The organism is Longitalea luteola (assembly GCF_017356035.1).
Lineage (GTDB): Bacteria > Bacteroidota > Bacteroidia > Chitinophagales > Chitinophagaceae > Niastella > Niastella luteola.
Genome location: NZ_JAFIQX010000011.1, coordinates 96414 through 122058, shown reverse-complemented (window position 1 = coordinate 122058; position 25645 = coordinate 96414). Strand labels below are relative to the sequence as shown.

The 25645-nt window shown below is 44.8% G+C and carries 18 protein-coding genes and 1 riboswitch; of the genes, 5 read left to right on the top strand and 13 right to left on the bottom strand.

Going from position 1 to position 25645, the window contains the following annotated elements; translation table 11 throughout:
- Window positions 1–264: 264 nt before the first annotated feature.
- Window positions 265–384: riboswitch (SAM riboswitch) on the bottom strand.
- Window positions 385–568: 184 nt separating this feature from the next.
- The 3 genes from JUB15_RS22640 to JUB15_RS22630 all read right to left on the bottom strand — a co-directional run bounded on the left by JUB15_RS22640 (window position 569) and on the right by JUB15_RS22630 (window position 2850).
- Window positions 569–1213, bottom strand: a complete 645-nt coding sequence (locus tag JUB15_RS22640) for a porin family protein (RefSeq protein ID WP_207514929.1) — start codon at window positions 1211–1213, stop codon at window positions 569–571.
- 249 nt (window positions 1214–1462) lie between these two features.
- Window positions 1463–2116: a porin family protein gene (locus JUB15_RS22635; RefSeq protein ID WP_207514928.1), complete on the bottom strand. Its 654-nt coding sequence runs from the start codon at window positions 2114–2116 to the stop codon at window positions 1463–1465.
- Window positions 2117–2175: 59 nt separating this feature from the next.
- On the bottom strand, window positions 2176–2850 hold the full coding sequence (locus JUB15_RS22630; protein ID WP_207514927.1) for a YiaD family glycine zipper/OmpA-like lipoprotein: 675 nt from the start codon (window positions 2848–2850) through the stop codon (window positions 2176–2178).
- Window positions 2851–3073: 223 nt separating this feature from the next.
- On the opposite strand from JUB15_RS22630, the gene uvrA reads away from it, so the two are divergent.
- Together uvrA and JUB15_RS22620 are read left to right on the top strand one after the other, a co-directional pair.
- Window positions 3074–6034: an excinuclease ABC subunit UvrA gene (gene uvrA / locus JUB15_RS22625; RefSeq protein WP_242696478.1), complete on the top strand. Its 2961-nt coding sequence runs from the start codon at window positions 3074–3076 to the stop codon at window positions 6032–6034.
- 73 nt (window positions 6035–6107) lie between these two features.
- Entirely contained in the window at window positions 6108–6632 is a 525-nt protein-coding gene (locus JUB15_RS22620) for a 5' nucleotidase, NT5C type (RefSeq protein WP_207514926.1), read from the top strand.
- 446 nt (window positions 6633–7078) lie between these two features.
- On the opposite strand, the gene JUB15_RS22615 is transcribed toward JUB15_RS22620, so the two are convergent.
- The 6 genes from JUB15_RS22615 to aspS form a co-directional block, all read right to left on the bottom strand.
- Window positions 7079–7486: a T9SS type A sorting domain-containing protein gene (locus tag JUB15_RS22615; RefSeq protein WP_207514925.1), complete on the bottom strand. Its 408-nt coding sequence runs from the start codon at window positions 7484–7486 to the stop codon at window positions 7079–7081.
- 88 nt (window positions 7487–7574) lie between these two features.
- Window positions 7575–8525 carry an outer membrane beta-barrel protein gene (locus JUB15_RS22610; protein ID WP_207514924.1) on the bottom strand — a complete coding sequence of 317 codons (951 nt, stop codon included), beginning with the start codon at window positions 8523–8525 and terminating at the stop codon, window positions 7575–7577.
- Between the two features lie 150 nt (window positions 8526–8675).
- Entirely contained in the window at window positions 8676–9080 is a 405-nt protein-coding gene (locus JUB15_RS22605; RefSeq protein WP_242696477.1) for a GNAT family N-acetyltransferase, read from the bottom strand.
- 148 nt (window positions 9081–9228) lie between these two features.
- Window positions 9229–10488: a replication-associated recombination protein A gene (locus JUB15_RS22600; RefSeq protein ID WP_207515056.1), complete on the bottom strand. Its 1260-nt coding sequence runs from the start codon at window positions 10486–10488 to the stop codon at window positions 9229–9231.
- Window positions 10489–10562: 74 nt separating this feature from the next.
- Window positions 10563–11069 carry a hypothetical protein gene (locus tag JUB15_RS22595; RefSeq protein WP_207514922.1) on the bottom strand — a complete coding sequence of 169 codons (507 nt, stop codon included), beginning with the start codon at window positions 11067–11069 and terminating at the stop codon, window positions 10563–10565.
- Window positions 11070–11229: 160 nt separating this feature from the next.
- Window positions 11230–13056 carry an aspartate--tRNA ligase gene (gene aspS / locus JUB15_RS22590; protein ID WP_207514921.1) on the bottom strand — a complete coding sequence of 609 codons (1827 nt, stop codon included), beginning with the start codon at window positions 13054–13056 and terminating at the stop codon, window positions 11230–11232.
- A gap of 418 nt (window positions 13057–13474) precedes the next feature.
- On the opposite strand from aspS, the gene JUB15_RS22585 reads away from it, so the two are divergent.
- Both JUB15_RS22585 and JUB15_RS22580 read left to right on the top strand, forming a co-directional pair.
- On the top strand, window positions 13475–14296 hold the full coding sequence (locus JUB15_RS22585) for a zinc-dependent peptidase (protein ID WP_207514920.1): 822 nt from the start codon (window positions 13475–13477) through the stop codon (window positions 14294–14296).
- Between the two features lie 236 nt (window positions 14297–14532).
- Complete coding sequence (locus JUB15_RS22580; RefSeq protein ID WP_207514919.1) at window positions 14533–15333, top strand: zinc-dependent peptidase; 801 nt, start codon at window positions 14533–14535, stop codon at window positions 15331–15333.
- A gap of 116 nt (window positions 15334–15449) precedes the next feature.
- On the opposite strand, the gene JUB15_RS22575 is transcribed toward JUB15_RS22580, so the two are convergent.
- The 3 genes from JUB15_RS22575 to JUB15_RS22565 all read right to left on the bottom strand — a co-directional run bounded on the left by JUB15_RS22575 (window position 15450) and on the right by JUB15_RS22565 (window position 23335).
- Window positions 15450–15872, bottom strand: coding sequence for a hypothetical protein (locus JUB15_RS22575; protein ID WP_207514918.1), 423 nt, complete (start codon window positions 15870–15872; stop codon window positions 15450–15452).
- A gap of 97 nt (window positions 15873–15969) precedes the next feature.
- A complete protein-coding gene (locus JUB15_RS22570) occupies window positions 15970–17025 on the bottom strand; it encodes an NAD(P)/FAD-dependent oxidoreductase (protein ID WP_207514917.1) in 1056 nt (351 codons plus the stop codon).
- A 220-nt stretch (window positions 17026–17245) separates the two neighbouring features.
- A complete protein-coding gene (locus JUB15_RS22565) occupies window positions 17246–23335 on the bottom strand; it encodes an alpha-2-macroglobulin family protein (RefSeq protein ID WP_207514916.1) in 6090 nt (2029 codons plus the stop codon).
- A gap of 390 nt (window positions 23336–23725) precedes the next feature.
- Here JUB15_RS22565 and JUB15_RS22560 point away from each other — a divergent pair, with 390 nt between their 5' ends.
- Window positions 23726–24454 (top strand): proline and serine-rich protein 1 family protein, encoded by a 729-nt coding sequence (locus tag JUB15_RS22560; protein WP_207514915.1) that lies wholly within the window; start codon window positions 23726–23728, stop codon window positions 24452–24454.
- Between the two features lie 136 nt (window positions 24455–24590).
- Here JUB15_RS22560 and sucD read toward each other — a convergent pair whose 3' ends face one another.
- A complete protein-coding gene (sucD, locus tag JUB15_RS22555; protein WP_205512254.1) occupies window positions 24591–25463 on the bottom strand; it encodes a succinate--CoA ligase subunit alpha in 873 nt (290 codons plus the stop codon).
- Window positions 25464–25645: the final 182 nt, after the last annotated feature.

Here is a 25645-nt window from a genome sequence, read left to right as displayed (position 1 = left end):
GGGAATTAAAAAAAATTGATTAGACAGTGTACGTTGGCCAGTCTTATGGTATTGACTATGCGATGTACATGTTCGCGACAGCACTTATCAAGAGAGTTCTTACTGGAAGAGTGTTGTTTATTGCCGGCAGATCCTGGTGTGCTTGATCTGTCTTCTTTTTATCCGCTTTAGCCGGAGCCCCGGCGGATGCAATAAAAAAAGCTCTTCCGTAAGTCAGAAGAGCTTTCAATATGTTGCAGTTCAGTATTGTAGAAGCTTATATCTGACTTATCTGTCCCGCCTTCCGCGGGATGGAGTTGGCACCTTACAGCGGTTCTGTTAAAACCAGCGTGCAGGTTGTCAAGGCTTCATCGGGCCATTTCCCTCAGCCTTTCTTGATAAGCGATGTGTAAAGAACTGGTGCAAAGATAATGACGGGATTTAAATTGTCAAATTTCTTTTTAACCTGACTTCAGGTGCTTAGTACCAACAAAAAAAATCCTCCCGACAGGTCATGCGGGAGGATCTTTTTAATGTATCCATCTAAGAATTTGCAAGGGCTATAGGCGATGCAGTTGGGTAGAGTTCATTAGAAGCGGTAACCAACTGAAATACCAAAACCGGTATTTTTTATTTTGTCTTCAGGTTTTTCACCTTCGAATTTAGGATTCAGGTTGCTCATACCTAATTGAGCGTTCAGTTGGAATGACAACTTGCTGCTCAGTTCATAACCAACCAACAGGTTTCCACCGAAATCCAATCCTTTCATGAAGATCTTAGGATCGGTCATGCTTTGGTCTCCGGCTTTAACATCATTTTTGAACTTAACATCCATTTCGTCATCACCTTCTTTGTATTTACCGCCAATTCCAAAACCAACGTAGGGACCGAAACCTAATAACAGTTTACCATCACCTAATGTAGGTTTGTACAGGAAGTTAATAGGAACTTCAAGGTAAGAAAGGTTTACTTTGCCATCACCTTCGTCAGCTTTTGCACCTTTTGTGGTGAATAATAAGCCGGGTTGCAGATAAAAGTCAGTAGCAACAGGAACTTCAGCATTAACGCCAATGTTAAATCCTGGTTTGATTTTGCTATCCTGATCGTCACCGGTAATGTTAGTGAAGTTAACACCAGCGCGTACGCCAAAGGTTGTTTTAGCAGCGTCCTGGGCTTTAGAGGTCAAAGCAAGTGCGGTGGTTGCCAAAGCAAGCAACAAAACTTTTGATTTCATAACTAAATTGATAGGGTTTTTTAATTGTTAATTAGGAACATGGATTTTTAACGGGATACATTTCGCTTTAAGCTTGCAATTAAACGTAGTATTCATATTTAAATTGCGTAAGTGTTTACACCTAACTAAAATATTTCATATATAATACAATAAAAGCCGCCCCGCATTAACGGAACGGCTTTATTGTGTATTTTATACAATTGTTTGTCTTACTGCTCAGGAAACTTTCCGTTCCCTGAATTGCATCCACTAAAAGCGATAACCTAATGAAATGCCGAAGCCAGTGTTCTTGTACTTTGTTTCATCATTAGATACGCCTTCAATTTCAGGATTGATCTTTAACATTCCTAATTGCGCATTCAACTGAGCTGAGAATTTATTGCTAAATTCATAACCAACCAGAAAATTACCACCTGCATCTATACGTCTTGCATAAGGATCCTGAAGGTATTCTGCTGCGGAGACCTCATTCTTGAATTTGAAATCAGATTCTTCGCCATCTTCATCGGATGCTTTTCCGCCTACTGCAAAAGCTATGTAGGGTCCGATGCCCAATAACAGTTTACCGGTGCCTAAAGCAGGCTTGTACAGGAAGTTGATGGGCACTTCAATGTAGGAAAGGTTGACCTTGATATCATCATCATCCTTGCTCTTTGCTCCTTTGGTTGTGAACAGTACACCAGGTTGCAGATAGAACTCCGAAGCGATGGGTATTTCGGCATTGACACCTACATGAAAACCTGTTTTCAATTTGTTTTCTGTGTCATCGCCGTTAAACTCTTTTCCATTGATGTTCTGGAAGTTAACACCTGCCCGTAAGCCAAACGTAGTTGTTTCCTGCGCTTTGGCGCCAAAGGCAAATGCAGTAGTTGTGAGTGCGAGCAACAGGGCTTTTGTTTTCATAACTAATAGTGTTGAAGGTGAAAAATTGATTAATGGTGCTGTATATAAGAAAGCGTTTTTTACTGATTAGCTGCTTCCTTCTTGGCGTCTGCTTTCATTTTTTCGTTGGCAGTGATCAGGAAGTCTACCCGACGGTTTTGAGAACGGCCATCTTCGGTATCGTTGCTGGCAACCGGCGCAGTTTCACCAAAGCCTTTAATTCTGATACGGCTGTTGGCTACCCCTTTGCTGCGTAAAAAGTTGGCTACGGCTGAAGCTCTTCTTTCTGACAATTTCAGGTTATAATCGTCAGCGCCTTTGTTATCAGTGTGCCCCTGGATTTCGATATCGGTATCAGGATAAGCTTTTAACACTTCAACCAGTTTGTTGAGGTTCGTAGAAGCACCAGCAGAAAGGTCTGCGCGGTCAAAGCCGAATAAGATCTTATCGCTGAATTCAACAACGATACCTTCACCTACGCGCTCAACTTTAGCACCAGGTACTTTGTTTTCGATCTCTTTCGCTTGTTTATCCATTTTCTTACCAATTACAGCACCGGTAACACCACCCACAGTTGCACCGATGATGGCGCCTAAAGCTGTATTACCAGCTGCTTTGCCTATTACTGCACCAACGGCGCCACCGCCTGCTGTTCCGATAATAGCTCCTTTGGTCGTTTTGTTCATGCTTTTACAGCCGCCCAGAATAATGGCTACGGCGGCGATACTTGTCAGGGTTTTTTGGATTGATCTCATATTATATTGTTTTAGTAAAGACGACGTTATGAATAGTCCAACAGCTTTCAAATTATATACCACAATCCTAATTCAAAGCTATTGGGTTGATTATGAGGCGCAAATATCTTAAAGGATATTCAACATTCCTACTGTTTTTTTGTTCTTATCTTTGACAAATTATTTAGTAAAATCAGCGGGGTTGGTGTAATTTCCCACAAAAATAAAAAGGCGAACGTTTTTTATGGCAGATGTGAAAGCTAAAAAACCGGCTATACCAAAAAGCGAACAGGTTGCCGGTGCCGAATCTGATGAGGCTATTCATGTTTTTGGAGCGCGGGTTCACAATCTTAAGAATATCGATATCAGTATCCCTAAAAATAAACTGGTTGTAATAACGGGTATCAGTGGCAGTGGAAAATCGTCACTCGCTTTTGATACCATATATGCGGAGGGGCAACGCCGTTATATGGAAAGTTTCGGCGCATATGCCCGCCAGTTCATTGGTGATATGGAACGTCCTGATGTAGATAAGATCACTGGCCTGTCACCTGTGATTTCCATTGAGCAAAAGACCACTAACAAGAACCCCCGTTCAACTGTAGGAACCATTACAGAAGTGTATGATTTTCTGCGCTTATTGTTTGCCCGCGTTGGGGAGGCTTACAGTTACAATACGGGGAAAAAAATGGTCAAGTTCAGTGAAGAAGAGATCGTTGATAATATCTATAAAAAGTTCAAAGGAAAGAAAATAACATTGCTTGCTCCCCTGGTACGTGGGCGCAAAGGACATTATCGCGAACTGTTTGAAGATATTCGTAAAAAAGGTTATCTCAAAGTGCGCGTTGATGGTGAAGTAAAGGATCTTGTTCCTAAAATGCAGGTTGATCGTTACAAGATACATGACATTGAAGTGGTGATCGATCGCATGGCAGTTACAGATGACATGAAACTGCGCTTAAGCCAGAGCGTTCAGAAGACCTTGCAAATGGGGAAGGAGCTGATGTTCCTGTTAGTACATGATGCAGGCAATGGAAATGACAAGCAAAGCAAAACGAAAAACGGCAATTCCTCCTCCAATGGTGCCGGCCGGGGAGAGGTCCTGGTTCAATATTCGCGTCAGTTAATGTGTGAAGACACGGGGATCAGTTACGAAGAACCATCTCCCAACAGCTTTTCATTTAACAGTCCATACGGCGCCTGTCCGGTTTGTAAAGGCCTTGGTAATGTTTACCAGATCAGTATGGAGGCCGTTATTCCTGATCATTCATTAAGCATAAATGAAGGCGGCATTGCCCCACTGGGTGAAGAAAGAGATAACTACGTGTTCAGCCAGGTACAACGGCTCGCCAAGAAACACAGGTTCAGCCTCGATGTGCCTTTGAACGAAATGCCAAAGAAAGCCCTTAATCTGGTACTGTATGGTAATGAGGCCGGCGATCATGAAGAAGTGTTGGATTTTGATGCTATTAATCCGGAAGCGAATATATACACAGAAGAATTTGAAGGCGTCGTACCTCAGTTAAAGCGGTGGTTCGCTGCCAGTTCCAGTGATTCGATTCGTCAGTGGACAGAACAGTTCATGGAATTAAAGACCTGTACAGCCTGCGGTGGCGCCCGGTTGAAAAAGGAGAGTTTATGGTTTAAGGTTGACGAAAAAAATATTGCAGAGCTTAGTGAGCTCAATCTCGATAAACTGATGCAATGGTTCAAAGGCATCGAGAAAAGATTATCTACGAAGCAGAATACCATTGCAAAAGATGTGCTGAAGGAGATCAGGGAAAGGTTACAGTTCCTGCTCGACGTTGGTTTAAACTATCTCACACTTAACCGGTCTTCGCGCACACTCAGCGGTGGAGAATCCCAGCGCATCAGACTGGCTACACAGATCGGTTCCCAATTACAGGGCATCACTTATATTCTCGATGAACCCAGCATCGGTTTACATCAGCGCGACAACCACCGGTTAATTGAAGCATTAAAGAACCTGCGTAACATTGGTAACAGCGTGCTGGTGGTAGAACATGATAAAGATATTATGCTGGCGGCCGACCACCTGGTTGATATTGGGCCTAAAGCCGGCTTTCATGGCGGCAGGGTAGTAGCCCAGGGAGAGCCCGCAGCTTTATTGAAGCTGGATACCCTTACCTCTGCTTATCTGAATGGTATTCGCGAAATTGCGGTGCCTAAAGAAAGAAGAAAAGGCAGTGGAAAGGTGCTGGAGCTAATTGGCGCCAATGGCAATAACCTGCAAAAAGTAACTGCAAAGTTTCCCCTGGGTAAATTGATCGTGGCAACGGGGGTTAGCGGCAGTGGAAAATCAACGCTCATCATTGAGACCCTGTATCCCATTTTAAGCAAACATGCTTATAACTCGCGTATGACGCCACTTGAATATAAAAATATCAAGGGCCTCGAACATATTGATAAAGTAATTGAAATTGATCAGTCGCCTATCGGCCGTACACCCCGAAGCAATCCGGCCACCTATTGCGGCTTTTTTACCGACATAAGAACACTGTATGCATCCGTTCCTGAAGCCAAGATCAGGGGGTATAATGCAGGCCGGTTCTCCTTTAATGTTAAAAGCGGTCGTTGCGATGTGTGTGAAGGCGGTGGTATGCGGGTGATTGAAATGAACTTCCTGCCAGATGTATATGTACACTGCGAGAAATGCCAGGGCAAGCGATACAACCGCGAAACCCTCGAGATCAGGTATAAAGGAAAAAGCATCAGTGATGTGCTCGATATGACGGTTGATGATGCCGTTGAGTTCTTCCAGAATGTACCTTATTTGTACCGGAAGATAAAAGTGTTACAGGAAGTAGGACTGGGTTATATCACCCTTGGACAAAGCGCTGTTACGTTGAGCGGCGGCGAAGCCCAACGGGTGAAACTGGCTACCGAGCTGTCGAAAAAAGATACCGGTAAAACTTTTTACATCCTGGATGAGCCTACGACCGGGTTGCATTTTGAAGATATTCAGCATTTGCTCGATGTGCTTAACAAGCTGGTTGACCGCGGCAATACTGTTTTGGTGATCGAACACAATATGGACGTAATTAAAGTGGCCGATCATATCATTGACCTGGGACCTGAAGGCGGCGATGGGGGCGGACAGATCCTTTTTGAAGGAACGCCTGAAGATTTGCTGAAAGTAAAGGCCAGTCACACCGCGAAATTTTTAAAAGAAGAGTTGAAATAGTTAGTTAACAAAGGTGTGCCTCACTTTCTCTAATGTAGCGATCGAAATGTGGCACACCTAAATAATACTACCAATGGAAAGAGTAATAATCGATATGGATGAAGTGATTGCCGATCCTATGGGGGCAATGATCGAGTGGTACAAAAAAGAATATGGATTACCGGTTGATTTTAGTAAGATGAGTGGATCGTGGTTATTCGGTTTTCCCGAACAGCACCAGGCGCTTGTTCGTTCACGTTTATCCGAACCTGGTTTTTTTCGCGACCTGCCGGTCATGAAAGACAGTGTTGATGTGCTTAAGGAAATGAATAAACGATATGAGATCTTTATCGTATCCGCTGCCACGGAGTTTCCGAACTCATTAAAAGATAAGTTTGACTGGTTGATGGAGCATTTTCCGTTCTTCACCTGGAAACAACTCGTGTTATGCGGTGAAAAGCGCATGGTGTATGGTGATCACATGATCGATGATCATGTACGGCACCTGCAGCATTTCAACGGAAAAAAGCACCTTTTTACGGCTATTCATAACAAAGACGTGACCGGTTACGACCGCATCAACAACTGGGAAGAGGCTGCCGGTATCTTCTTAAAATAACCTGCAATGCGATATTAAATAAACCGGGTGGCTGAAAGGCCGCCCTTTTTTATGCAGAACGCAGAACGCTAAACGCAAAACGCTGAACCTGCCTGCCGGCAGGCGCTAAACGCTATAATGTTAATTGATAACACCAGGCGCGAAGCGCCTCTGCAGAACAAGCCTTAGGCGTTTAGCATTCGGCCTAAAATACAAGTAGCCGGCAATTATTCATCGCCGGCTACTGAGGATACTGGTATTAACCAGAAGAAGTTTGTGGTTCCAATAAGCAGGTGCAGGGAGTGATTAATAAAATCTTTGTGTTTCAGGGTACTTAAAAATAGGGAACGGATCAGGTTTTGACTCAACCGGATATATGGATTTTACTAATTTCCCTGCAGCTTATTGGATTATAAGTTGTGGTAACAAAGAGCTTTATGATTGCCTTAATGGCAACCGAAAATAATTTATCGTATGATCACCTGTCCATTTTCAATGCGCACATCATCAGAGAATACTTCGAACAGGTAATTGCCTTTTTCAATGTTGTCAATAACAGTCGTTTGCCTGCCTTTGATGTTAGCCTGCTTAACCAGGTTGCCGTTAACATCAAATAAAAAGAACTGGTATACTTTATCTTCTGATCCTCGCACACTAAAAAAAAGAACATCCTGCTCAGCGTTTGGATACAACTTTATTTTATGCTTTTTACTGGTAACCTGTTTTTGTACCAGTATGGTATCATTTGAATAAGTAGGTACTGATAACGGACAACCGATAGAAGGATGTATGCCTGTGCACAATAGAACTATTGTAAACAGCGCGGGGATAATACGGATACTAATATACCTTCCTACGGTTTCGCTTGTGTTCATGGGTTCGGGTTCGCTGCCTCATCAGAGGCGAAAAATTTTCAAAAGGGTACGGATCAACAACGATATCTTGAATACGGAAATTGTAACATTAGAATCTGACAGGGCAACGGGTAGAGCTATAGTTGCTGCTTCCCTGGCCTAATCTGAAACCTAATTTCAGGTTGAGCGAGAAATAGGCGTCATTGTTAGTTGACGTTCCTCTTTTCATACCTGCGGTATAAGGTGCTGCAATACTACCACTCTTGTTTGCCATTCTTGCAGCGAGTTGCGCCTGCGGCAGCGGCATACTTGCAAAAAAAGCAGAATTATCAATATAAGTAGTGCTTACGTCGTCTATATAGTCGGTATTGGTAGTTCTGTGTAATAGTTCGAGGCTGATATTTACTTTTTCACTGAGGAAATATTTAGCGCCTGCACCCAAAGAATAATTAAAGGCTGTTAATTTATATTCCTTGCGGCCAGGATATCCTGGTAAACCTTGTCCTTCAGTACGTAAAGGTTTCAGATCAACCCATTCTCCAGTCAGGGGATCGGTACCCTGCGGATTAAATTTGAAGAAACCGATACCACCCATTACATACGGTCTGATCCTTCCTATTACATCAGATGGGTCGCCTTCCAGGAAAACAGTGGGATAAACTTCTGCCAGCAACAATCCTTCCGTTATCCGCGTGCGAACGTCCGAATTACGGTTTTTGCGGGCTTCTTCCAGGCCACCTTTGCCTTTGATAAGGGCATCATCACCAGACAGTGTACCTCTGTTCACTGCTAACCGGAAACCCAGCCATTCATTGGGCTGATAGGTAAGATAAGCACCAAAAATGAGTTTGGTTGATGGGAAGTTGTTGTCTTTGATAAACTTGGTACCCTTTCCGGCATTACCTCCAAGGTCACTCAGAAGGTTGGTAGGTCCCAGGCTAATACCCGCTTCAAAAAAGGAGGAACTTTCGGTGTACTGGCCGTAGGAAGTAATGCAACTACCTGCACTAACCAGTAATAACATGCTACACCTCCATACAGAGTGTAAAAACTGTTTCATGAGAATATCAGATTTAGTTTTCAGACGGTCAGAGAAAATCTGGTGCTAAAATAACAAACACCAGTCACACATACTATAAACGCAGAATTGTCCTTTTTTTGTGTGCAGCTTTTAAAAAAATATGCAAATAAGTGTTTTGTTTTACTGTTTTCAACCGTTAATCGGTAGAAACATCTTAATGTGTTGAATACCATCTTCAAGATAGATGTCACTACACTGTTGAAACCCTAGTGAATTATAGAAATTACGGAGGTAGAATTGCGCACCGATGGTAATCGTAGTTTTCCCCCACAATGCGTAGGTTGTACGAATGGAATATTGCATTAGTAGTTTTCCTATACCCGCATGCCTAACTTTCGGCGAAGTAACAACACGGCCAATAGAAGGTTCATCATAGGATATACCGGCGGGGACTAACCGTGTATAACCTGCCAGCAGATCATTTTGCCAGCCCATGACATGATACGAAGCCTGGTCTTTATTATCTGCATCCTGAAACACACAATTTTGTTCAACAACAAATACTTCACTGCGCAACTGCAAAATAGCATACAATTCGTGCGGTGTTAGTTCATTGAACGGCTTGTGTATAAACGTTAGGTTGCTCAAGCGATAATAAATTGTTTGTATTTCCTGATAAAATGATATGCTATCAATAATGCGTTACTGGTAGTAAATGGTAACTGAAATTTGGTATCTCTTGCTAGTAGCCATATTTTTCCTTCCATAGGTTTTTAAGGTACCTTCTTAGTTCCTCTTCACGGGCATTTTGCCCCGGATCATAAAATTTCCGGCCGGTAAGCGGTGGTGGCAGATATTCCTGGCTGGAAAAATTGCCCTCGTAATCGTGGGAATATTTATAGCCTTTGCCGTAATCGAGTTTTTTCATCAGGTGGGTAGGGGCATTGCGAATGTGCAGTGGCACCGGCAGATCGCCATGTTCACGAACCGCTGCCAGCGCATCATTGATGGCCACATAAGAAGCATTGCTTTTAGGCGAAGTAGCCAGGTAAACGGCGCATTGCGATAAAATGATCCGGGCTTCAGGATATCCGATCTTGTTTACCGCTTCAAAGGTAGCATTGGCCAGCACCAGCGCGGTGGGATTGGCATTCCCAATGTCTTCACTGGCCAGTATAAGCATGCGGCGCGCGATGAATTTTACATCTTCGCCGCCTTCTATCATCCGCGCCAGCCAGTACACGGCACCGTTGGGATCACTGCCACGCATACTTTTAATGAAGGCTGAAATGATATCATAATGTTGTTCGCCGCTTTTGTCATACAGGGCAATCCGCTGCTGGGCAATATCCATAACGGCCTGGTCGGTGATAATGGCGGTCTCTCCCAGCGTATTTACCACCAGCTCAAGCAGGTTCAATAATTTACGTGCGTCACCACCGGAAATAGTGATCAGCGCAGCGGTTTCCTGCAGTTCAATATGTTTTTTCTGCAACAGCACATCTTTGGTAATGGCCTGCTGTAACAAAGTGATAAGGTTTTCTTCCTGCAGCGGCCTTAGCACATATACCTGGCAACGGCTAAGTAAGGCGCTGTTCACTTCAAAAGAAGGATTTTCGGTGGTAGCGCCAATGAGGGTAACAATGCCTTTTTCTACGGCGCCCAGCAGGGCGTCCTGTTGTCCTTTATTGAAACGGTGTATTTCGTCGATGAATAAGATCGCCCGCTCTTTTTCTTTAGCTTCTGTAATTACTTCGCGTACTTCTTTTACGCCGGAACTGATAGCGCTGAGCGTGTAAAAGGGAACCTGTAATGTATGGGCTATTATATTGGCAATAGTGGTTTTTCCCGTACCGGGCGGCCCCCACAGGATCATGGAGGGCACTTTCCCCTGCTCAATAGCTGTACGCAAAATGCTGCCTTTACCGGTAAGGTGCTCCTGACCTGCCAGTTCATCTAATGTATTCGGACGTAACCTTTCTGCAAGTGGTGTTGCTTCCATATTATGGGAAGAAAAATAGCTCCTCAAGGTAGTAAAATTTTGCCTCATGGGTATTCGATCAGGCACCTGTGGTATTACGGTTTCTGATCAAACTGTTCGTACCAGGTATTGACCGTGTTCTCATGAATGAGTCTCCGTAAGCGGAACATACCCGTAAGAAAAACAAAATGTATCAAAAAAATACCCCAAGGAAATAGCAGATGTATAGTAAAATTTAACCAGTTGATTTTGAACTCGCGGTAAATACCCGGATCAAACAGCACCTTCCACATTCCCCAGGTATTCACTACCTGGGCAAATAGAAAAGCGATGAGGATAAAATTCAGGATGTATAAAATGTTGAACGAACGTTTCTGCTTTTGAGACAGGGGAACATCGGGGTAATTATAATTCAGCATGGATAAGCCATGGTACACAAATACAAACACCAGCGCATAGGCGATAATATTGATCAGGCCTAAGAAAGCGCTCCCCCGGAACAACACTTCGCCAAATGACATCATGGCTTTGAATGCTACCAGGATCAACTGTACGATGCAAACCGATCTGAATATTTTCCAGGAGGTAGTGAACCCTTTCATCATGGTGTATTTACCCTTGCTAAATTAAAACATAAAGGCCGCTGGTCATTGCAGCCCATATAAAAAAAGCCCCATGTCGTTATTGGCGGCATGGGGAAATAGTTAGCAGTGTAAAGCCAGTGGCAACTTGCTACCTGCCACTGGCTTATTAGCTATCAATCTATTGCAAATTCAGTTTAATTTGTAATTCGTCGAATTGCTTTTGATCGATGGCGCTGGGAGCATCGAGCATAACGTCGCGGCCGCTGTTGTTTTTAGGGAAGGCAATAAAATCGCGGATGCTTTCGCTGCCACCCAGAATAGCGCACAGGCGGTCGAACCCATAAGCAATGCCACCATGCGGCGGAGCGCCGTATTCAAAAGCGCCCAGCAGGAAGCCGAATTTGTGCATGGCTTCTTCCTGGCTCATACCCAGGGCTGCAAACATTTTTTCCTGCAGGTCGCGCTGGAAGATCCGGATAGAACCCCCGCCTATTTCATTTCCGTTCAGCACCATATCGTACGCATTGGCTTTAATGTTAGCATACGGGTGTTTCAGGTACTCAGCCGCGTTGTCGATAACGGGGCTGTTTTTGATCATAATGTCAATATGATCGGGCTTTGGTGACGTGAACGGATGGTGGCGCGCTACCCAGCGGTTATCTTCTTCACTGTATTCGAACAGCGGGAAATCGAGCACCCAAAGTAATTTAAATTCGTCTTTTTTGCGCAGTCCCAGTCGTTCGCCCATTTCGAGGCGCAATTCGCTCATGGCTTTGCGGGTGCGTTCTTCAGCGCCTGCCAGTATCAGCACCAGGTCGCCGGCTTTGGCGCCTGCTGCATCGGCAATGGCTTTCAGTTTATCTTCTGTAAAGAATTTGTCTACGCTGCTTTTGTAGGTGCCATCGGCATTACACTTGATGAACACCAGCCCCTGCATGCCTATTTGCGGGCGTTTTACCCACTCCGTCAGTTCATCGGTTTGTTTGCGGGTATATTCGGCACAGCCGGGCACCGCAATGGCCACTACGGTTTCAGCGTCATTAAACACTTTAAATTCAGTGCCGGCGATCAGTTCACCGGTGGCAGGCAGTTTACCATCCTTGGTAAAAGCTGATTTTATGTTCAGCAGCTGCATGCCAAAACGAATGTCGGGTTTGTCGTTTCCGTACTGCCACATAGCGTCTTCCCAGGTCATGCGCTGTACCTTCTCGGTAATTTCCAGTCCCTTCACCGCCTTGAAAATATGTTTGATCATTCCTTCAAACATGTTCAGGATATCTTCCTGTTCAACAAAGCTCATTTCACAATCTATCTGGGTGAACTCGGGCTGGCGGTCGGCACGCAGGTCCTCATCGCGGAAACATTTTACTACCTGGTAATACCGGTCATAACCGCTCACCATCAACAACTGTTTAAAGGTTTGCGGCGATTGCGGTAAGGCGTAAAACTGCCCGGGATTCATCCGCGATGGCACCACGAAGTCGCGGGCCCCCTCCGGTGTTGATTTAATGAGGAAGGGGGTTTCTATATCCATAAAATGGTTATCGTGCAGGTAATTGCGGGCAGCCCTGTTAACGGCATAGCGCAATTCGAGGTTCTTCTTTACCAGGTTCCGGCGCAGATCGAGGTAGCGGAATTTCATGCGCAGGTCATCGCCGCCATCGGTATCATCCTGGATAGTAAAAGGTGGGGTTACGGATTTATTAAGAATTACAAATGAAGAGATTTTGATCTCAATGTCGCCGGTTGGCAGGTTGGGGTTTTTATTGCTCCGTTCGCTTACCACACCTGTGGCCTGCAGCACAAATTCACGGCCCAGCGGCTGCTGATCGAGTTGAGCATTCAGTTCTTCCCCTAATAATAACTGGGTAATGCCATAGCGGTCCCTAAGGTCAATAAAGGTGATACTACCAAACTTTCTGATGGTTTGCACCCAGCCGGCAAGCGTTACCTGTTGCCCGGTTTGTGCCATCCTTAATTCTCCACAGGTATGAGTTCTGTACATTCTTAATATTTTAAATCTTTAAAATCTCAAAATCCTATTCCGTTAATTACGGGAACAAACACCAAAAACAATAAGAAAGATCAAATTCCAGAAGCCGGTATTTGAGATCTGTTATTTGTTATTTGGAATTTGCGGCCAAAGGTAATTCAAAACGATATGCTTTCATTGGGTCAGGCAGCGCGAGCGATCATTTTCGGCGGGGCCGGGGTAGCGATTTTCATAAAAATATGCTGTTTTTTTGCAATTTAAGGGGGGAGCGCCTTTTTGGGTTGTCTAAAGAAGCAATTTCCGGTTGTTGCTTAATTTTTATTATTTTTCGCCCCGTATGCTATTGTTTTGCAACGCCAGAAAGGAATTACAGCGGGAAAATTGAACAGACCGGTAACAAAAACAACAGCTCAATTACCAATATCATATAATGGAATCCGGAATCATTTTTATACTCTTAATTGTGGTTATAGGCGGGTTTGCTTTTGCCCGGTATTTACGTATTCAGTATCTGGCGCAACGGGTAAAAGAGCAGTATGACAATAAACACAAAGCATACGACGCCATCCTTCAGCAATATATTCCCTATTATCGCAAACTGGATGCTTCATTGCGCGACCGCTTTCTGAAACGGACCCTCATTTTCAGGGCTACCAAACATTTTGAATTTGTAGAAATGGAAGAAGAGGAGCATATGTCGCTCCTCATCAGCGCCGCTGCCATACAGCTGACTTTTGGTTTGGAGCATTACCTGATGGACCATTTCAACAAGATCTACATCATGAAACGCGATTACCATTACGGTTTATTCAATATCCCTTTCCAGGGACATGTAAGCGAGGACGGGATCTATCTTTCGTGGAATAATTTTTTAAAGTCTTACGCCAATTACACCGATGGCGATAATGTGGGATTACATGAAATGGCGCATGCCCTGGCCTATGTAAATTTTCCGGAGCATGAACATGAGGGCGAAGATGAAGGATTTCAGTACCGGTGGTTTAAGACATTCACCGCAACCGGCAGAGAGGTCTTTGAGCGCATGCAGGCGGGAGAGAGGAATTTTCTGGGAAGTTATGCGGCCACGAACTACCAGGAATTCTGGGCGGTTTGTGTGGAGAACTTTTTTGAACGTCCTGAATCTTTTAAAATGCAACTGCCTGAATTATATGATGCTATATGTAAATTGCTAAATCAGGATATGTTAAAACCCGGCCTCTTGTTGCATCCTGTTTTTGAAGAACAATACTAGTTAATAAAGTTCTAATCACACTATACTAACAGATATCTTAAATTTGCAGTGGGGTACTTTCTTTTTTAGATTTTTCTTTATACTTTGTACCCTGATAGAACCCTCTAATGATCACCACCCTTTAATTTGCCATATCTCCCCAAGAATCCCTGAAAACCGTTAGTTGATCCATCTTCTCTATTTGAAAACCACGTCGTTGATCTGATCCCCGAGTCATTTACGAAAAATAGAGCATTATGGAGATTTTGATCATTTTTCTGGTGGTCTTCGGTATCATTCTGCTACAGGGTCCAGTGATAAAGTGTTACAATTACCTGTATGAAAAAAGGCAGTATAAACTATTTCTTACCCAGGAAACCTTTTATCACGCCATCGTTTCACAAAACCTGAAGTATTACAACCGGCTGAACACCGCCAACCAGCACAAATTCCTGTTCAGGACTTACCTGTTCAAAAAAGCCAAAAAATTCCATTACATAGAAGTGGAAGAATGCGCCGAAATGCCCATCTTAATCAGTGCAACGGCCGTGCAGCTGACTTTTGGATTAGATAAGTACCAGTTCAACTTTTTCCGGGATATCTACGTGCTGAAGCACGATTATCATTACGGTTTTTATTCCCGGCCTTTTGAAGGGCACGTAGATCACAGTGGCATTTATCTGTCATGGGATAAATTCATAAAGGGTTTGAAGGGACTTACTCCCAACTGCAATATGGGGTTGCACGAAATGGGGCATGCACTGGCATATGTAAACTTCATTTCCCAAACGGAGGAAGACAAGCATTTTAAAAAGGAATGGATGAATTTTTCAAAAGTGGCCCGTCCCATTTTTGAAAGCATGCGGCAGGGCGCCAAAAATTTGCTCGATGACTATGCCGGCACCAATTACCAGGAATTTTGGGCCGTAAGTGTGGAGGTCTTCTTCGAGAACCCGGTTCGTATGCGGCACGATATGCCCGAACTGTACAATGCCATGATCGCTCTATTGCGGCAGGACCCGATTGGAATGTTAAGTTTAAATAAACTGGCTGCCTAGCGCACTATTTTACTTTTAGCCTACCATTGAGGATTGTGTTTTCTATGTCGGATATGTCCGGATTTGTCGGGACGTGTTCGACATTTTTTTTTTTCAATTATTCCTGCCCGGTATTGTTATACTTCTTCTACCGGTATGGCCTTTGGGGCGGCAATGGCAGCAGCCGTTTCCTTTTTTCTTTTTAAAGGAGAATAGATGAGATAGTAATAAAACAGCACCACCAACCCAAGGCAAAAAGGAATGAGACAATAAGGCTTTACCTGCTCGTCTACTTCTAAAAACTCGGCGACCATCCATAAGGAGTTAGCGCTTATCCATAAGGTGATGGCGATGTTATGCGTTAGTTCGGCCATAATATGGCGGGTACGCCAGGCAATATAAATGGCAATAAGTAAGGTCGGAAAGATCATCGCAATACCCAGCGGTTTAAGGATCACACACCAGCAAATATCTTTTACCAGCCAGAACAGGATATGCAGATTTTCGAGTTTGCGATATTTGGCTGGTATAACATACAGATCTTTTGATTCCTGCCCCACAGTTGGTGATTTAGTTTTAAGTTAAATGAATGCCTGCTGCTCTTCGGTGCAGTGCCCGCCTGCGCCAAGACTTTAGCGAGGCAGTGCAAAAATATAATTATTTCGATAATACACGTTTGAATCGCTGAATATCGGCTTCAGGTTGCAGTGGCGACTGATGCTGAAGATGTTGCACCAGCTGTGGTGCAAAAAAAGGTGCCAGCGAGCAGCCCTTGGTGCCCATACCATTGAAAATGCCAATGGCCGGCTGCGTGGGGTGGAACCCGATGAATGGCCGCCGTTCGATGGTGGCCGGGCGTACCGCCGCCGTATGTTCAAGCACACGCACCGGCGCTTTAACCCACTGCTTTAGTATGGCCAGGGTCTTTTCCCGGAACTGTTCCGTAGGATGGTCACTGGTAAAATCCCATTCGTAGGAGGAACCGACCCAGAAAATATTATCCTGCCAGGGCACCCAGTTTATACCTTTTTTGAAGATATGGTCCGTGGGCATGTCCTTCGCTTCTACCAATAATACTTCGCCTTTATTGGGTGCAAAAGGCAGGTTGGCAAACCACGGATTGTTAAAGGAGGTGATGCCATCGCAAAAAATGATCCGTTGGGCAGTTATGCCTTTGTAGTGTACAGTATCGGCAAGTATCTGCAATTGACTGAGATCGAAATTTTCTTCCAGCAGGTTATTCCCGGTTTTCAGTAACTGGCGGTACGCCGGTAACAATTCATGCAGGTTCACCAGGTAACAGGGGCTAATGGTGCCGAAACCGAAATCGGCGTTGAAGTAATTGCTCCAGGCGGCGGGATCATTATTTATTGAGATATATTGGGTATCTTCTGCATACCGTTTTTCATAGGCCAGCTTCATTTGCGGAGTTGGAAAAAAATCAATGATGTCTTTTTGTTCGATGGCATTTACCTGTAACTGACTGCCGATTTCAGTGTATTGGTGCCAGGCGAAAGGCATCACTTCATCTATCATCCACGTTTTTACAATACGCCTTCCGGTAACGGGGTTAATGATGCCGGCTGCTACTTTTGAAGCCGTTCCCGGACGGTTATTGTCGATCACGAGGAACGAGTAACCCGCTTTCTGTAATTCCCAGCTCAGGAAAGTGCCGCAAATACCCTGTCCGATTATTATAAAATCAACATGCATGTCACAAATGTAAGGGAGAACTTCAAGAATAGCAGGGTTACAGGTTTCAGGTTACAGGCTACAGGGTTTACGGTATAGGTTTCAGTTTCATGGTAACTTACAAAAGCCGCAAGGCCGATGTAAAAGCCCTGCAATCTGTACCTTGTAACCTGTAACGCATTAATAAAAATTGGGCTACCCATTTCTGGATAGCCCATTTTTATGATGTAAACCGAAATCGTTACTCCACCTTCACGGTAACGCCTTCACTATGGCTGGTAAATTCAGGGGCATACATACATTGAATGGTAGTGATGCCATTGCTGAAGGTACCCGTATGGGTGACAAATAACGGATACTCGAATACGTACGTGCCTTTGGGCAGCTGGCCAAAGAAGAAGTTAGTGCTGGCGTCTTTGGTTGATTCATAGTAACCCAGTCGGCCCTGCCATTTATACTGGCTGATCACATTTACCGGTTCCAGGCAGGCAGCCCGCATATCTTTCATGTGCACATATTCCATCGTACGGTCAACGCGCAGCTCGATACGCACTTTTACTTTGTCGCCCGGTTTCATTACATCACCTTCGTTCACCGGTTGTAATACGGGACCACGCTCCGTATTCTTTTCTACAAACAACTTTTTCGTTAGTTGTAATGGCGTTGCAGCAGGCGTGATCTTGTTGAGATCTTCAAAATACTGCCAGTATACGGCGCCCCACGCGGCTGCGGCTTTGTTATCATTGTTCATTGAAGAAACAGTGACTTTAATATTCCCCATCTCCGGTTTTACCTGTTTTTCATCAAGCACTTTTTTGAAATAACCGGTGCCGGCTTCCTGTTGCTGGTCCTGGCTGCGTACGGCCGTATTTCCAAGTTCTATGGTAACATCCGGCGTGTTGCTCAGTAGATCGGCGCCCTGCAACAGCAAGGCATAACAGGCATCGGCAGTGGCTTTTGTAGTTCTCCAGTCCCGCGTTTGCTTTTGTTTCAGCAGCCATAATTTCATTTCGTTTACAGCGGCGATATCCTGTGTTACTTCTGTAAATGTTTCAATCATTAATGCCTGGCTTTCGACCGGTGATTGATACCAGTAGTAACCACCGGAAAAATCTTTCCAGTACAGGCCCATCTCTTCACTGGTAAGGGCGTTCTCTTTTAACGATCTTACAATGTTGCGGGCTGTTTGTACATCACCGGTGCGGAACAGCGAAAGCGCGATCATCCCCTGCATGTATTTGCTTTGTTTAACCCAGGCTTTCTGTGACTGTGAGCGATAATAGTTATACGCTTTGAACACATTGCCCGGCACCCCATTTTCGGGGAAGAAGCTGCGCATGTATAAATATTGAATGTGCAGTGGACTGATATAGTCAGCTTCAGGCAGTTTTTTGCTATGCTTCAGCATATTCTCATAATCTTCCTGCAGTCGTGCATCCAGGTAAGGGATGGCCTTTTTAATGATGTCATTCAGGATATCATTCGAAGGTAAAGCCTTCAGCTTTTTCAGGTGGCCGATGCCGGTAAGTATATATTGGGTCATATAACGATCGTCGGGGCCGCCTTTGAACCATACAAAACCACCATTGGAGCTTTGCAGTTCCTGCAGTTTGGTTATGTTCTTTGTAAGTTCACCGCTCATGCGCACCAGATCGAACAGTAAGGCTATATTCTTCTTCTGTTGCGCTTCATTCTTTGCCTGCAGCACCCACGGCGTTTCCTGCAACAGCACTGATTTCAGTTCTTCGTTCTTTTGCAGATTGCTCAGCAACGCAGAAGAGTCGGCTGTTTTCCACCGTTCGAATATTTGTTTGATCTTCGGCGAAGCATTGGCTATGGTGCTGGCCAGTGCATTGGCATAGTAACGATTGAACACCTGTTCCGAGCAATCATAGGGATATTCCATCAAATAAGGCAGTGCCTGTACTGCATACCAGGCGGGATTGGTGGTGAATTCAACCGTTAATGCATGGTGGTTTAGCGTTTCGCTGCTGCTGCTTTTGGCGAGTTTTTCAAAGCTGAAGTTTTTGGTTCCATTGCCTCTGACAGGCAGCGGTAAACTTTCTGTAACCAACATGCGATTGCTTACCACCGGCAGGATGGCTTCTTCACCATCGCTGATATTACCAGCCTGCGCAACCAGGCGGTAGGTGACCGGTTTATTATATTGGTATGGGATCTCGATGCTGAAGCTGACGGGTACACTTTGTTTGGCCGGAACGGTAAAGAACTGGCTGGGGATCACATTGCGGAACCAGCCATCTACAGCCTGGTTCGTAGCGGCATCGATCAGTTGCAGCTGCACCTGACCCGTAATTTCCTTGTCGGTCAGGTTGGCGATCTTGCCACTGAAGTTCATCCGATCGCCTTCCCGTAAAAACCGGGGCGCATTAGGTTGCACCATCAGGTCTTTCTGGGTAACAATGGTTTTCTCATCGTAACCAAACGACAGGTCTTTGGAATGCACCAGGCTCATCCATTTCCATTGGGTAACAGCTTCGGGCATCGTGAATGCGAATTCAATATTTCCATCGGCATCGGTATGCAGGTCGGGCAGGAAGAAAGCGGTTTCGTTGAAATTCTTACGTACCTGCACAGCTGCCTGGGGTGCAGCTGGCGTTTCCTGTACGTCAGGCATTTCCTCTTCTTTTTCATTTGAATCTGCCGCTACTGATTTTCGTTTTTGTGTTCCGTAACCTACCACTACAACCTCTGATAGATCAGCATTGGCTGCCTGCGGTACTGCAGCAGGTGCTGCGGCTTCTATGCCTGGCACGCGGCGTCTTAATATTGTGAAATGTCCACCTCCCGGGGCAATATTCAATTGATCGTACTCCTTATAAATGGGTTTATATTCCTGGATGATATTATACTTCTCCAGTGACTGTACAGCAGTAAAGCCATTGCCGCCGGCCCATTTTTGCCGGGGGTAATAAAGGTCCCACAGGAATGGTTTGTTCCATTTTTGCGGTTTAAACTGATCCAGGGAGGCGTCGTACAGGGCGGTAAGCATTTCTGCCGCCACTTTATCGCCTTTATGGCCGCTGATCCTTACCTTCCACTTTTCTTCACTGCCAGGCAGGGTTTTGTCGCGGAATGTTTCATAGGCAATGGTGAGCTCTTTATTGGTGTAAGGAACCACGAATGTCTGTTCGTCGGTATACACCCGGTTATGTTTTACGAATGCTATTTGTATACCGAAACCGCCGCGGTCTTTTTCTGTAACAGGAATTTCAAATGAGCGGCTGTTCCTGTTCAACGTGAAAAAGCTTCTCTCGGTCGTGGTATCCTTTCTATTCAACTCATGAACCACAAAAGCATCTTCTACAGTAGTGCTTACCTGGTAAACGGCTTTTTCACCGGGTTCAACCGTAGTTTTACCGCTTTCTATACCGCCCATTGCCAATGGGCTTACTAAACCCTGGTTGTACAGTTGTACGTATTTTACGTCTTTTACTTCTTCGCCATATTTATCTTTTGTAATCGCTTCTATGACATACCAGCCGGGTGTTAAAGGTGAGTGATCAATGGTAAAGGGCTTGTTGCCGGAGGTGGTATCCGTTCTTTCAGCCACTTTTTGCGCTTTCGTCCATTTCGCGGGCGCATCTTCGTCTTTGTATGCATCATACGGGAATGCCGCATAGAATTCCTGCTGCGATAGAACGAAGGTGTCTGGTTGTGGCCAGTAGCGCGGTCTGAACAGGCGTTCGGGTGTTTGCAATTTATGAACAGTAAGCGTAACGGTTGATCGTTCAAACACCTCGTTCAGGTTAGTGCTCTGGAGCATAATATGTTTGAGACTATCTGTATGCAGTTTCTCGGGCACCATCAGCTTAAGCTGCAAGGCCTGGTAGGCTACAGCCACCTGGGTATTGCCGCTTCTTGTTTCACCGGCTATATCGGTAACATCGGCGGAAACTTCGTAATAGAAAGTGGGCTGACCTTTTTTCGCGATGGTGTTGTCGGGTAATGCTTTAAAGCTGATCCTGAATTCACCTTTTGCATCGGTAGTCAGTTCGCCATGGGCGATTTCCGTTTCTTCACGGCCATACGGTGGCCAGATCATCTTGCGGTAACCGCCTCCATAAAACCATAAAGGCATTATGGTTTTACGCACAACGCGGTACTTTACCCTGGCGCCATCGATGGTATTACCGGCATATGCTTTGGCAATACCGTTTACCGTAATGTTCTCATTTAACCGGTAAGTGCCGGTAGGTTTATTGATCTCTACAAGGAATTTTGGCCGTTTGTATTCTTCTACTGAAAAGCGAATGTCGCTGCCATTTTCATCAGCGATCCTGAATTCTCCATTCAACAAATTGGTGGGCAGAGTGAACTTTCCTGAATAGGCGCCATACTCGTTGGTAGTGATTTCCATGTCATCTACCATTTCCCCATTGGCATCGAGTAGTTCCACACTTGTTTCATAGTTAGGCAAAATGGTGGTTTCACGGGTTTTGGTATTTCTGTTCACAACTATGCCTTTAAAGTATACAGTTTGTCCAGGGCGGTAAATTGACCGGTCAGTGAACAGGAAAGTCGTTTTTGTGTCCTTGTTGGATGATTGATTTGCAGCGCCTGAATACACATAATTGTATTGATAATCGTCCAGCATCAAATGATCATTGCCGCTGGTTATCTCCAGTTTGAAATTGTTTTCATTATTATTCTTAGGCGGGTTGATCTTTACATAACCGTTTCCATTGGCAACCGTGCTTTGCCCTTTTGTATCGGTATACCTGCGTTTGTTGTAATCGTACGACCGGTACCATACCTGTACATTGGCATTTGCCAGGGGTTTGCCGGTCTCGCGATGTACAATGAAATATTCACTGTCTTTATTGATGTAAGCAATGTTGGATACGTAAAAAAATTGTACAGCCAGCTGGTTATCGCTCAGCGAAAATTGATCGTTACCGCTGGCCACCAACGCATATTCGCCAATCGGTAAGGCCTCTATTTTTATTTCGGTTGAATGCTTTTGATAGTCTTTGGCAGCTGGTAACGGCTGGTTAATTGATTTGAGCACCGGTAACGCAACAAGGTTTTGCCAATAGCTGTCTTCCCAGTTGCTGGTTCCGAGCGATTCCCGGGTTTTAGCATCCATCTTAACAATGCGAAGATGCAGCCGGGTAAAATTGCGGTAAGAGATCAAAGTGCGGAAGGCCTGGCCCGGCACATTTACTTTCTCTGATTGCAGGTTCATTTCACTGCGCGTGATCTCCTTCATCAGGTTGGCGCAGTTCAATTTTCCTTCGCTGCTGTCTTTCTGCACTAATACTTTATCGATAATGTTCACTGCTTTCTGGTATTCATCGCGATAGGTTTCACCTTTTAACGGGTCGTATAAACGCGCGCGTTCAGCGTGCCACTGAGCTAGTAAATACCAGGCCTGCGTAGCGGCTGGTATCAAACCGTAATTATTACCAATTTGTTCCAGGGCCTTTGTATACAACACCTCTTTATTTTCCATCGTGGCATGGTTGTACACATACTGTAACCTGTCGAGATCTGCATCCAGCAGGGCATCGGGTTTGGCATCGCCGGCATGGAACTGCAACAGGCGTTGATACAATTGCAGGGCTTTAAACTGTAAGGAAAGGCTGTCGCCGGTAATGAACCTGTGCTGCATGAATGTCCTGGCTGTTGCAAAAGCAGCGGTATCATCTATCTCAAATGCATTTTCTGGTTGGGTGATGGTGCGTTCACTGTTCTTACAATAATCCAGCGCCCGGTGCGCCAACAAATCGAACAGGGTAGGGCGTAAATGACGCACATTGCCTTTTATAATGACCGGATCAAATGGTTCAAGCTTTGTTTGCTGTAACTGCTTCTCATTGCTGATGGAAGCCAGGTACAGTTCACCGATCTTTTTATGAAAATCATCTGCGCCCCAGGTGGCCAGATCGTCTTTTTTGAAGTTAACGGTTTTCGTACGGTTGTATATCTGGTAGCGGTGTAACTGAAACCAGTTCCAGTATTTTTGTGCTGTTACACTTTGCAATACCGCACGTACCTGGTCCTTCGATGCGGCGATCTCTGTTTCGAGCTGTTGTATATTTTTCTTAAAAGCATCTTCTTCTCTCACCTGTTGTAATTCTGACCGGTATAACAGGGCCTTTATCACCTGCGCATCATTGCCTTCCTGTTTAGCCAGCGAATAAATCTGATTCACTTCGGCAAGGGCCGATTGGGTGAGCCCGCTTTTTTGAATAAGGCTGTCGATCTTTTTCCATTCTCTTTCGTAGGTTTTCATTCTTTGTTGCGCATTGGTGACCAGTACAAGCAGGGCTGCACAGATCAATAATAAACTTCTCTTAAAAATCATTTAGGCCAGTTTTTTATACAAGTTATTGAATACCGGGGTCAGAAGTCAGAAGTCTGAGGTCAGAAGTCTGAAGTCAGAAGTCTGACGTCTGAGGTCTGAAGTCTGAGGTCTGAAATCTGATGCGGAATCTCCGGCTTCGAACCCCCCGCTTCCGGTCTCTGACGTCCGGCTTCTGTAAAACGATGCAAGTTGCGAATAAAATACATACTGCTATTTGTTAAAGTCTCTTAACGGGGCGCCGGTTGGTTTTTCTTCGTTATTGCATGGGGGTTACTCCGTTACACCCGTTATATATAGTAATATTAAATATAAGTCATTGATCCATATGATTGTGCAACGTAAACACCGCAAATTTCGTTCTACAAATCTGAAGCCCTTTAAACACCCAGTATGAGAAAGACCTGTTTCCAATTCCTGCTTACACTGCTGGCCTTCTCGGCAATGGCACGGGATGGCGCCAATGACGGCATGATCAGCATTACCAATCTAAGCCCCACAGATGTGCTTGTTGAAGTTGATGGCCGGCGATACCCTGTAAATAACACGACGCTGGTACTGCGTAATATTACGTCCGGTTACCACCAGTTAAAAGTGTATGCGAGAAAACCAAAAACACTTCCTGGTCCGCGCACCATGATTTACAACAAGAACGTATATGTGAAGCCGAAATATTACGTTGATATTATCATTAACCGGTTCAGCAGGGCATTGATCGATGAGCAGTTGATCACAGATAACCGGTATGATGTGGATGACCGCAATGATGAAAACAACGCTGCTGTAAATGACCATCCCCGTAATGACTATCCCGCACCAAATACCGCGCCGCGCCTGATAGACGATGCTACCTTCACTGCATTTGTTGAAACTATTAAACATGAAAGTTTCGACGATTCGCGTATGGCCATTGCCAAATCAGGTGTCGATCAGCATTATTTTACGTCGGCACAGGCAAAACAGATCATATCCCTGTTCTCTTTCGAGAGTAGCAAACTTCAGATCGCTAAATATATGTATGGCAAAATAACCGACACTAAAAATTACTTCATTGTGTATAGTGCTTTTACATTCAGTAAAAGCAAAGAAGAGTTGGGGGAGTATATACGGAACTACAAATAACGAGTTGTGCCACGTTTTACCTGCGCTTATAAAGCAAATGTGGCACACCTTCATGAAAATAAAAAACCTTGCAAATCTAACCGGCTATGCCAGCACGGCAGTTCTGCAAGGTTCTTTTATTTAATAGCGAATACGCTTATTTCTTAATGATCTTGGCCATGGTTACGCCAATATCTGCAGGGCTTGATACTACGGTGATGCCGCATTCCTGCATGATCTTCATTTTGGCAGCTGCTGTATCTTCTGCACCACCAACGATAGCACCCGCGTGACCCATACGACGTCCGGGAGGAGCTGTTTGGCCGGCAATGAAACCAACTACAGGTTTTTTACCGTTTTCTTTATACCAGCGGGCTGCTTCCGCTTCCATACCGCCACCGATCTCACCGATCATTACCACGCCTTCCGTTTCAGGATCGTTCATGAACATTTCCAGTGCTTCGCGGGTAGTGGTGCCAATGATGGGGTCGCCACCGATACCTACAGCTGTAGAAACACCCAACCCGGCTTTAGCCACCTGGTCAGAAGCTTCATAGGTAAGTGTACCTGATTTAGATACAATACCAATTTTACCTTTTTTGAACACGAAGCCGGGCATGATACCCACTTTGCATTCACCGGCAGTGATAACACCAGGACAGTTAGGCCCAATGAGGCGGGTTTTAGTGCCCTGCAGGTATAATTTGGCTTTCACCATATCCTGCACGGGAATACCTTCCGTTATACATACTACCAGTTCAATGCCGGCATTCGCAGCCTCCATAATAGCGTCGGATGCAAAAGCCGGTGGTACAAATATGATAGACACATTGGCCCCGGTTTCCTTAACTGCTTCCGCTACGGTATTAAATACCGGCCTGTCCAAATGCAATGTGCCTCCTTTGTTTGGTGTAACGCCACCTACTACATTGGTACCATATTCTATCATTTGTGTAGCATGAAAGGTTCCTTCTGTACCGGTAAAGCCCTGCACCAGGATCTTTGATTGTTTGTTTACTAAAATACTCATCAGCGGAAATTTTGTTCCCCGACATTTATCGGGTGTGCAAAAATAGGGGATAATGGTCAATGTGCCAATGTGATAATGTGCTGATGTGCTAATGGGGCAATTAAAGTTACGGTAACGTTGCCGGAAGGCGGGTGACTAGTGTTGAATGGCTAAGGGAAGCTCTTGTGCGTAGCAATCGTGAA

Coding starts and splice junctions, on each gene's coding strand:
- JUB15_RS22640 (WP_207514929.1), bottom strand. CDS start 1,213: ATGAAATCAAAAGTTTTGTTGCTTGCTTTGGCAACCACCGCACTTGCT.
- JUB15_RS22635 (WP_207514928.1), bottom strand. CDS start 2,116: ATGAAAACAAAAGCCCTGTTGCTCGCACTCACAACTACTGCATTTGCC.
- JUB15_RS22630 (WP_207514927.1), bottom strand. CDS start 2,850: ATGAGATCAATCCAAAAAACCCTGACAAGTATCGCCGCCGTAGCCATT.
- uvrA (WP_242696478.1), top strand. CDS start 3,074: ATGGCAGATGTGAAAGCTAAAAAACCGGCTATACCAAAAAGCGAACAG.
- JUB15_RS22620 (WP_207514926.1), top strand. CDS start 6,108: ATGGAAAGAGTAATAATCGATATGGATGAAGTGATTGCCGATCCTATG.
- JUB15_RS22615 (WP_207514925.1), bottom strand. CDS start 7,486: ATGAACACAAGCGAAACCGTAGGAAGGTATATTAGTATCCGTATTATC.
- JUB15_RS22610 (WP_207514924.1), bottom strand. CDS start 8,525: ATGAAACAGTTTTTACACTCTGTATGGAGGTGTAGCATGTTATTACTG.
- JUB15_RS22600 (WP_207515056.1), bottom strand. CDS start 10,488: ATGGAAGCAACACCACTTGCAGAAAGGTTACGTCCGAATACATTAGAT.
- JUB15_RS22595 (WP_207514922.1), bottom strand. CDS start 11,069: ATGAAAGGGTTCACTACCTCCTGGAAAATATTCAGATCGGTTTGCATC.
- aspS (WP_207514921.1), bottom strand. CDS start 13,056: ATGTACAGAACTCATACCTGTGGAGAATTAAGGATGGCACAAACCGGG.
- JUB15_RS22585 (WP_207514920.1), top strand. CDS start 13,475: ATGGAATCCGGAATCATTTTTATACTCTTAATTGTGGTTATAGGCGGG.
- JUB15_RS22580 (WP_207514919.1), top strand. CDS start 14,533: ATGGAGATTTTGATCATTTTTCTGGTGGTCTTCGGTATCATTCTGCTA.
- JUB15_RS22570 (WP_207514917.1), bottom strand. CDS start 17,025: ATGCATGTTGATTTTATAATAATCGGACAGGGTATTTGCGGCACTTTC.
- JUB15_RS22565 (WP_207514916.1), bottom strand. CDS start 23,335: ATGATTTTTAAGAGAAGTTTATTATTGATCTGTGCAGCCCTGCTTGTA.
- JUB15_RS22560 (WP_207514915.1), top strand. CDS start 23,726: ATGAGAAAGACCTGTTTCCAATTCCTGCTTACACTGCTGGCCTTCTCG.
- sucD (WP_205512254.1), bottom strand. CDS start 25,463: ATGAGTATTTTAGTAAACAAACAATCAAAGATCCTGGTGCAGGGCTTT.